Genomic DNA, 8,808 nt, shown 5'->3' with positions numbered 1-8,808 from the left:
ACCGCGGAGCGGTTCCACTCGAACGGGCGCTGCTCTAGCAACCTGCGGCCGGGAAGATCCTGCCGGCCATCGGGAGGCGGCCGGGCGGCTCCGCCACGGTCGGTCCGACGCCCCTGGGCAGTTGCCCTCCGCCGCCCCGAGGGGCAGAAGCGTTGCCGTTCTGCCCGAACGGTCCACCAGCCCGCAGAGGACGATGCCAGAGAGTCCCGCCCTTCCGAGCCCGACAGGCGCGGCCGCCGGCCCCGATGGCGGCAGGCGGATCCGCGTGCTGCATGTCTATCGCCGGTTCCACCCCGACTACACGGGCGACGGCATCTACTACACGCGCCTGATCCCGCACCTCGAGGCGCGGGGCATCGCCAACGAAGTGCTGGCCTACGAGACCGCCACCGAGGACGGCGCGGAGACCGCCGAGGTCGCGGGCATCCCGGTGCATTACCTGCCGAACCGCTACGGCGGTCCGAGCGAGTTCGCGCTGCTGCGCTGGCTGGCGCGCAACATCGGCCGCTTCGACCTGGTGCATCTGCATGCCCATGTCAGCCGGTCCTTCGTCGCCTATGCCTTCGCGCGGATGCTGGGGCGCCCGGTGCTGTTCTCCTGCACCCTGGACGACAGCCCGCCCCAGCTGCTGGAGGAGTATCGCCGGCGCAACCGGCCCCTGGTGCGCATGCTGATGCACAGCATCAGCACCTTCGTGGTGATCAGCCCGCATCTGCTGCGCCGCGCGCTGGAGACGGTGCCGCCGGGGCGGCTCGCCTTCATCCCGCAAGGGGTGGCGCTGGACTTCGCGCCGGTGACGGCGGAGGACCGCGCCGCGTCGCGCGCCGCGCTCGGCCTCGGCGCGGAGGACATGGTGCTGCTGAATGTCGGCTCCGTCTCCCGCCGCAAGAACATCGCCTTCCTGGTGGCGGCGCTGGCGCGCATCCCCGACCCGCAGGTCAAGCTGGCGGTGATCGGGCCGCTGCTCGAGGACGACTACGTGGCGGAGATCCGCGCGCTGATGGCGCGGGAAGGCATTGAGGACCGGGTGATCCTGGCCGGCTTCCGCAACGACGCGGCACGCTGGTTCACCGCCGCCGACGCCTTCGTCTTCGCCTCGACCGCGGAGGGCTTCCCGAACGTCTATCTGGAGGCGATGGCGCGCAGCGTGCCGATCGTCAGCACCTTCCTGCCCGGCCTGACCGACTTCATCATCGACCAGGGCGAGGCGGGCTTCATGGCGGCCGATGCGGACCAGTTCGTGGCGGCGATCCAGCGGCTGCGGGCGGAGCCGTCGCTGCGCCGGGGCATGGGTGCGGCGCATCGCGGCTTCGCCGAGCGCAACCTCGAACTCGGCACCGTCGCGGCGCGCTACGCCGCGCTGTACCGGCGGGGGCAGGCGGATGCGGCGCCGCTGCCGGATCTGCGTGTGAACTTCACCCGGCAGCTCAACGACGGGCCGGCCGCGCTCGGCCTGCAGGAATTCGACACGCCGCGCGACTGGCAGCCGCTGCTGCAGGTGGTGATCGACACCGAGGCGCATTTCGACTGGCACAAGGGCATCGCCACCGATGTCGGCGAGGTGTCCTCGATCACCGGGCTGGAAGCGAGCTTCGACGTGTTCCGCCGGCACGGCGTGAAGCCGGCGCTGCTGATCGACCACCCGATCGCAACGCAGGAGGTCAGCCGGCGCATCATCAGCAGGCTGGCGGCGGAAGGCTGCGAAGTGGGCGTGCACCTGCATCCCTGGACCACGCCGCCGATCGTCGAGATCAAGGATGACTGGCACTCCTTCTCGGGCAATCTCGGCGCGCGGCTGGAGCGGGCGAAGCTCGTCACGCTGACCGAGCGCGTCGCCGACCTGACCGGGGAGCAGCCGCGGCTGTTCAAGGCCGGCCGCTACGGGCTGAGCCCGAACACCTTCGACACGATCGAGGAACTGGGCTTCGAGACCGATCTCAGCATCTGCCCCTGGTACGACTACAGCCATCTCGGCGGCCCGGACTTCTCGCGCTTCACCGCGCGCCCCGGCTGGTTCGGGCGGTCGCGCCGGCTGCTGTCGCTGCCGACCACGGCGGCGCCGCTCGGCTGGCTCGGCAGGCGGCCGGAGCCCCTGCTGCGCCTCGCGCGCAGCCCGCTCGGCCGCCAGCTTCGCCTGGCCTGGTGGGCGCAACGGGTGAATGCGCTGGTGCCGCGCCGCCTCTCGCCGGAGGGCTGCGGCCTGGCGGAGATGCGCGCGGTGACGCTGCGGCTGCGCGAGACCGGGCTCGGCGTCTTCACCCTCAGCCTGCACAGCCCCACCCTGCAGGTGGGCAACACGCCCTATGTGCAGTCGGAGGCCGACCTGCGCGCGCTGCTGGCCGACCTGGACGCGTTCCTCGGCTTCTTCCGCGACGAACTGGGCGGGGCCTTCACCGCCCCTTCGGCGCTGCATGCGCGGCTCGCGGCGCTGCCGGCCGCACCGGCGCAGGGACAGGCGGCGCGCGGGCCGGCGTAGCGGGCGGTCAGCTGTAGAGGTGGGCGCGGGCTTCCTGCTTCACGCTGTCATCGGCGGCCATGTCGCGCCGGATCCGCCGGATCGCCACCCAGTCGAACCAGGTGTCCAGCCCGCGCCAGCCGAGCCGCATCGCGGCGCCGCGCGCGCGGTAGAGGTCCACGACATGCGCCGGCATCCCCTCCGGCCCGCGCGCACGCAGCAGGTCGTAGAGCATCAGCGCCTGCTGCCGCCGCACCGCATAGCGCATCTTGCGGTTGCGATAGGTGCGCCAGTCGCCCGGGCGCCATAGCGACAGCGGCACATAGCCGAAGCCGGCATCCTCGGCGGAGGTGACGCGCAGGTCGTCGCGCTGCCGGCGCAGGTCGAGGTCGTGCTTGACCAGCGCGGTGACCAGCCCGTCCTCGCCGAACATGCCGAAGGGCAGGCGCACCCCGGCGCGGCGGAACGCCTCCACGCAGCGGCCGCGCAGGGCGTAGAGGTTGCCGGCCATCTCCCGCCCATTCCGCAGCTTGTCGCGGAAGCTGTCGCGCGAGCGGCCGCTGACCGGCAGGCCGGCGCAGCCATTGGCGTGCGGATCGGCCGCGAATTCCCGCAGGAAGGCAGCGACCGACCCCTTCGAGACGATCATGTCGCCGTCGGTGAAGAGGTGGATCGCGGCGTCGAGGGGCGCGACCTCGTGCACATAGTGGTTCCAGGCATTGGCCTTGTCGCCGCGGGGCAGGACGACCGGGACCACCTCGATCCGCCGCGGCTGCCAGGCGCGCACCGCGCGCTCCGTCCCGTCGGTGCAACCGTTGATCAGCACATGGGCCCGCAGCCGCGCCTCCTCGCCGCAGGCATCGAGCGCATCGAGCGCGGCGGCGATATGCGCCTCCTCGTTGTAGGCGAAGATGCAGACTGAAACGAAATCAGGCGCGGCCAAGGCTTGATCCGTCGGGGTCATGCCAGAACATCCTGGCGAAGCCGATGATCGGCGTGGTAACACGGAATCGTGATCATTCGATCCCCTTCCCTTTCCCTGCGGTCCGGCCGCCGGCCGGGTGGCGGAGCGCGACCGGCCGGGCGAGCCGGCACGGCATGGCCCGGCGGCCCCCGATGCGGCTGCCCGAAGAATCCAGCAGACGCGTTAGCAGCACGTTTACTCTTCCCCTCGATAGTGCGCGACGCCGCGAGTCGTCGCGGCGTGGTGGAGCGTCCGCGATGAACCGTCTCCCTCTGGACGAGGTGACGATCGAGCTCAACGCCCGGCCCCAGCGGGAGGAACGCCTCTCGCCGGCCGCGGCGACCCTGGTCATCGCGGGGCTGTCCGCGCTGTCCTGGATCGCCGTGGTAGCGCTCGGCCGGCTGCTCGTCGGCTAAGGCGGCCCGATGACCGAAGGGGCGCGAGCCCCACAGGTCTGAATCGGCCCGCCCCACAGACAAGGCCCGATGACCGAAGGGGCGCGAGCCCCGCAGGTCTGAGTAGGCACGCCGGGCCCAAATGACTCATCCGGCCGCCTCCGATCCGCCTGGCCGCAGCCGGCCCCGGAGCCGGCCCGCCGCCTGGCGCAGGATCGCCGCCAGCCCGGCCGGATGCAGGGGGTCGCAGAGCAGCACCCCGATCCGCTGGCGCCGCTCCCCGACCCAGAGGCGCTTGTACTCGTCGTCGCCACGGCCGAAATCCAGCTCCTGCACGCCGTCCTCCGCCAGCAGAAGCCGGATCATCAGCGCGGTGAGCACCGTGCCGGGGGAGGCCGCGCGCTCGCCCTCGGCATGGGCGAGCTTCAGCACCGTGGCCCGCCGGCGGCCGCGGTCCAGCACCCAGTACTGCGCCGCGATCGGCGCGCCGTCCGAGCGGCGGCGCAGCACGCCGAGCCGCAGCAGCCCCCGCGCCGCGACGGCGCGCATCAGCGCCCCGTCGAAATCCGGGAAAGGCTCGTCCGGCTTCCAGCTGCGCGCGCGAACGCTTTCATAGGCGGCGATCCCCGCCTCCAGCGCCGCGCCCGGCGCCGCCACCGGCTCGAAGTCGGCGTCACGGCCGGCGCGGGCGAGCTTGCGGGCGATGGTGGAGCGCAGCACCGAGGGCCGCTTGGCGAGATAGCCCTCCCACCCCGTCCCCGGCGCCAGCGCCTCGTGCCAGTTGCCGGTGTGACGGTAGCGGAGCGGCCGGAGGCGGGCGGCGGCGCAGCCGGCCAGCAGCGGCGCGAGGGCCGGGGCCTCGGGGTCGAGCAGCTCGAGGCGCACCGGCGGGCCGAAGCGCCAAAGCCGACCGATCGCCTGCGCGGCCGACGCCAGCGCCGCGTCCTCGGCGCCGCGCGCCGGCAGCGGCTGCCAGTCCAGCGCATAGGGCGAGGTCAGCGCGCCGAGCCGCCCGCCCGCCCGCAACATCGGCAGCAGCAGGCAATCGCCGCCGCGCGCCAGCACCGGTTCGGCGCCCCGCGGCAGCGCATGCGCCAGCAGGGTGTCGTACCAGAGGCGGGAGGCGAAGAACTCGCCGGCTTCGGGGTCCTGCAGGAAGCGGTCGCACCAGCCCGGCAGGCCGGTGGCATCGGCCGGCAGCAGGCGGGCTTCGGGCAGGCGGCTCATCGCCGGCATGCTTGGCACCGCCGCGCGCCGCGCGGAAGGCATGCCGTGCCGCCGCTCATTCCGGCCGCGGCCGCAGCCGCGCGAAGAGCACCATCAGCAGCGCCGCGATCGCCGCCAGCGCCGGGTCCGTGGTGTCGGCGGAACGCCACGGCATCCAGGCGCGCGCCAGCGCGATGCCGAGCGCGAGCCCCACCACCGCCGGCACCGCGAGCCAGGCGCGCAGACCGGCCCGCACCGCAAGCCAGAGCAGCCCGCCATAAAGGAAGGTCTTGAGCAGCACCGCCTGCAGCCCGTTGCCCCAGTTGCCGCGCAGCACCGCGCGGAACGGCACCCAGCCGAAGGGGCGCGGCTCGGCCGCGAAGATAAAGGGCATGAGGTTCTCGGCCAGGATCGCGGCCAGCAGCAGCACCGCCAGCAGGGCGTCCGCATGGCGGAGGCGCCGCAGCATCGGCCAGGCGGCCAGCGCGAGGCCCGCCGCCAGCACCTCCGCCGGGGCGATCCGCCGGTCCACGATCGGCACGGCCGCCACCAGCACCGCGGCGAGCAGGGCGGCGAAGGGCAGCGCACCGCCGAGCCGCGGCCCGGCCGCGGCGAGCAGCCGGGCCGCCGCCAGCCAGAACACCGTGAGCTGCCCGACCCGCCAGGGATCGAGGCGGGCGAAGCGGCGCAGCGGCGCCAGGCTGGCGCGCCACTCGCCGTAGTCGAGCGACGGCACATAGGGATAGAGCCGATAGGCCAGCCAGCAGCCGAGCAGCAGCGCGGCGAAGGGCTCGACCGGCCGCAGCCACGCCCCGAGCCCATCGGCGGCGCGCGGACGCAGCAGGAGCGCCGCCAGCGCGCCACCCAGCCCGCCGATGCCGTTCAGCAGCAGGTCGAGCCCGCTCGCCGAGCGGCGCGGGATGTGCAGCTGGCCGAATTCCATCGCCGCGGAGAGCAGCAGGCAGGCCAGCGCGGCGAGCGGCACCGCGACGGCGGGGCGCAGCCGCGCCTGCAGCGCCAGCGCCAGCGCGAAGCCGAGCGGGGCGTAGAGAAAGAGATTGGCCGCGAGGTCGCCGCGCCGGCCCGGCCGGCGCAGCAGCGCGTGCCACGCGGCGTCCGCCAGCGCCGTCCCGGCCGGCAGGGGGCGGAACTGGAAGGGATAGAGCGAGCCATAGACGATGAAGCCCGCCACCAGACCGGCGAGCAGCAGCGCCGCGATGGCGGCGCCCCGCCCCGGCCGTTCCGATGTCACCTGCCGGATGCCTCCCCGCGGCCCGGCCCAGCATAGCAAGGCCGCGGGAGGGCGCGACCGCCGCGCGTCAGCTCCAGATGAAGTCGCCGGCGCCGAAGCCGGCCAGGCTCCCGCCGGCGAGATTCACCGCCAGGTCGGCCGCGCCATTGCCATCGGCATCCACCAGCAGCAGCGAGGAGCCGGCCGCCATCCGCGCCTCGGAATGGCCGCCGGCGGTGAAGGCCGCGGAGCCACGCCATTCGAAGCTGCCGCGCAGCATGCCGAGGAACATGAGGTCGTCCACGCCGGCCTGGAAATCGGTGATGCGGTCGGGCGTGGCGACGGCGCTGTCGCCGGTGCGGAAGGCGAAGCGGTCGGCGCCGGCCCCGCCGGTCATCACGTCCACCCCCGTGCCGCCGGCCAGGCGGTCGGCGCCGGCCCCGCCGATCAGCGTGTCGTTGCCGCCCATGCCGTCCAGCGTCGCCGCCCCGGCCAGGACCTCGATCCGGTCCGCCTTGCTGCCGCCGGTGACGGTCTCCACCCGCGCCACCGTGACGCTGTTCGCGCCGAGGGAGGAGAGCTTCACACGGTCGGCGCCGCCGCCGAGATCGAGCGTGCCGCCCGCGATGGCGGTCACGAAGGTGACGGCATCCGTCGCCGCGCCGCCGAGGATCGTCTCCACATTGCCGACCGACACGGAATTGGCGACGCCGGCGGCGAGCTGCAGGCGGTCCGCCCCGCCGCCCAGATCCACCACCATGCCCTTCGCCGCGGTGGTCAGCGTCACGGCATCGGCCGCGCCGCCGCCGGTGATCCGCTCGGCATTGGCGACGCTCAGGCTGTTCGGCCCGGCGGAGGAAAGCACCAGCCGGTCGGTGCCCGCGAGCAGGTCCACCGTCGCCCCGGTCACCGCGGAGTCCAGCGTCAGGGTGTCGTTGCCGGCGGTGCCGAGAAACGCCCCGCTGCCCGAGCCGCCGCCGCCGGTACCGCCGCCGCCGGCACCGCCGCCCGCGTCTCCACTGCCGGTGTCCCCGGTGCCGGCGCCGCCGACATAGCCCGACCAGGGCGAGCTCATGTCGAGCTTCGGCGCCACCGAGAGGAAGGTCGTGCCGCTGACCGTGTTGATGCTGGCGGCGATCTGGGTGGACTTAAGGCCGAAGACATCGGTGCCGGTGATGGTCGCGCCGATGCCCGCCTGGTTCAGCAGCAGCCGCGCGCTAACCGAGCTCAGCTCGTTGACCACCACATTGTCGACCATCAGGAGGCTGGACCCGGCATAGGGCGTGCCCTCGCCGCCGAAATGCACGATCGCCGGGTTCTGCGACTTGGCGCCCTGCTGGATCACGTTGTTCTCGAGCAGCGCCTTGCCGCCATTGGGCAGGTCGATGCTGTAGCTGGTGGTGCCGTCCTCGTCCTGGATGCGGCTGTCGCGGATCACCGTCTCGATCGCGCGGCTCTTGATCTCGTGGCCGACGCGGGTGTCGTGGAAGTAGCTGTCCTCGATCAGCAGGCTCTTGATCTTGCCGACATAGAGGCCGTGGGTCTTGCCGTCGCCGGCGCCGTTATGGCCGAATTCCGAGCGGCGGATGGTGATCGTGCCCTCTGGGTAGCCGCCGGAGAGCAGGCCGGTCTGGTTGTGGTGGAAGTGGCTGTCGAGGATGGTGAGGTTGCCGCCCTCGAAGCGGATGCCGGCGCCGTTGCCGTCCGGCACCTTGGCGCCGGTGAATTCCAGCCCCTGGATCGTCACGTCGCTGCGGGTGATCAGGATCGCCTTGCCATTGGGCGGGGCGACGGTGGCGACCAGCTTGGCGATGCCGCCGACCGCCTGGATGGTGATGTCCTTGGTGATGGTCGCGAAGTCGTTGGTGTAGGTGCCGGCCTGGACGGCAATCACGTCCCCGTCCTGGGACGCGGCGACGGCGGCGGCGATCGTGGCGTATTGCTGGCCGGTTCCGACGGTGAGAGTGGCCAAGGCTGATCCTCCGGCTGCGTCGCGCCGCAAGCGGGCACGACAGGTCTCGGCCGCGAACGACCGCGCCGCCCCCGCCTTCCCGGTCGGGCACGGCGATCACAGGCCGGTGATCAACCAGCAGATTGTATTCGTCAACCGGGGGATGTATTCATTACAATGTAATCAACCGTCGCGGAGTCTATAGACAAGGATTCCCGCCCATTCGCGCAGCGCCAGCCAGGATCGGGCGAGATGATCCGGCCGTGGCAGCCAGTCGCTTGCCACGCCATCGGGGCGCCGCTCCCGCCGGACCGGCGCGCCGGCAACCGGGAAGCCGACCCGGTCGAAGGCGGCCTCGGCGCGCGCCAGGTGCCAGGCGTGGCTCACCACGAAAGCCGCCGCGATGCCCTCGGCGCGCAGCATCTCCGCCGACAGCACGGCGTTGTCGCGCGTGTCCCGGGCCCGCGCCTCGATCCAGCGCACCGGCACGCCGAAATCCTCGGCGAGGCTCCGCGCCATCAACTCCGCGCGCGGCGGGCCGCCGCCCGCGCCCCGGGCGGCGGGGCCCACCAGCGGCCGCCCCGTGGGGGGGGGGCGCGCGGCGCC

At 73.1% G+C, this 8,808-nt stretch carries 7 protein-coding genes; 2 read left to right on the top strand and 5 right to left on the bottom strand.

Annotated elements, in window-relative coordinates; all coding sequences use genetic code 11:
- Positions 1–193: 193 nt before the first annotated feature.
- Positions 194–2,476 carry a glycosyltransferase gene (locus AC1MIR_RS25705; protein ID WP_480031022.1) on the top strand — a complete coding sequence of 761 codons (2,283 nt, stop codon included), beginning with the start codon at positions 194–196 and terminating at the stop codon, positions 2,474–2,476.
- A gap of 7 nt (positions 2,477–2,483) precedes the next feature.
- On the opposite strand, the gene AC1MIR_RS25700 is transcribed toward AC1MIR_RS25705, so the two are convergent.
- A complete protein-coding gene (locus AC1MIR_RS25700) occupies positions 2,484–3,419 on the bottom strand; it encodes a glycosyltransferase (RefSeq protein WP_480031021.1) in 936 nt (311 codons plus the stop codon).
- A 257-nt stretch (positions 3,420–3,676) separates the two neighbouring features.
- Between AC1MIR_RS25700 and AC1MIR_RS25695 the strand changes: the two genes are divergently transcribed.
- Positions 3,677–3,835 carry a hypothetical protein gene (locus tag AC1MIR_RS25695; RefSeq protein ID WP_480031020.1) on the top strand — a complete coding sequence of 53 codons (159 nt, stop codon included), beginning with the start codon at positions 3,677–3,679 and terminating at the stop codon, positions 3,833–3,835.
- A 126-nt stretch (positions 3,836–3,961) separates the two neighbouring features.
- Here the strand turns inward: AC1MIR_RS25695 and AC1MIR_RS25690 are convergent, their stop codons facing one another.
- The 4 genes from AC1MIR_RS25690 to AC1MIR_RS25675 all read right to left on the bottom strand — a co-directional run.
- Positions 3,962–5,041: a GNAT family N-acetyltransferase gene (locus AC1MIR_RS25690; RefSeq protein WP_480031019.1), complete on the bottom strand. Its 1,080-nt coding sequence runs from the start codon at positions 5,039–5,041 to the stop codon at positions 3,962–3,964.
- 55 nt (positions 5,042–5,096) lie between these two features.
- Positions 5,097–6,272, bottom strand: coding sequence for a VanZ family protein (locus AC1MIR_RS25685; protein WP_480031018.1), 1,176 nt, complete (start codon positions 6,270–6,272; stop codon positions 5,097–5,099).
- A gap of 67 nt (positions 6,273–6,339) precedes the next feature.
- Positions 6,340–8,223: a right-handed parallel beta-helix repeat-containing protein gene (locus AC1MIR_RS25680; protein ID WP_480031017.1), complete on the bottom strand. Its 1,884-nt coding sequence runs from the start codon at positions 8,221–8,223 to the stop codon at positions 6,340–6,342.
- A gap of 162 nt (positions 8,224–8,385) precedes the next feature.
- Positions 8,386–8,808: YdcF family protein (locus AC1MIR_RS25675; RefSeq protein WP_480031016.1), on the bottom strand; the 423-nt coding region annotated here is incomplete at its 5' end.

It is taken from the genome of Falsiroseomonas sp. RANM36, assembly GCF_056682175.1.
The sequence above is the reverse complement of the archived record's forward strand: the minus strand, read 5'-3'. Positions and strand labels throughout refer to the sequence as shown.

Bases quoted from the DNA above. Each gene is read 5' to 3' on its own strand.
- AC1MIR_RS25705 (WP_480031022.1), top strand. From the start codon at position 194: ATGCCAGAGAGTCCCGCCCTTCCGAGCCCGACAGGCGCGGCCGCCGGC.
- AC1MIR_RS25700 (WP_480031021.1), bottom strand. From the start codon at position 3,419: ATGACCCCGACGGATCAAGCCTTGGCCGCGCCTGATTTCGTTTCAGTC.
- AC1MIR_RS25695 (WP_480031020.1), top strand. From the start codon at position 3,677: ATGAACCGTCTCCCTCTGGACGAGGTGACGATCGAGCTCAACGCCCGG.
- AC1MIR_RS25690 (WP_480031019.1), bottom strand. From the start codon at position 5,041: ATGAGCCGCCTGCCCGAAGCCCGCCTGCTGCCGGCCGATGCCACCGGC.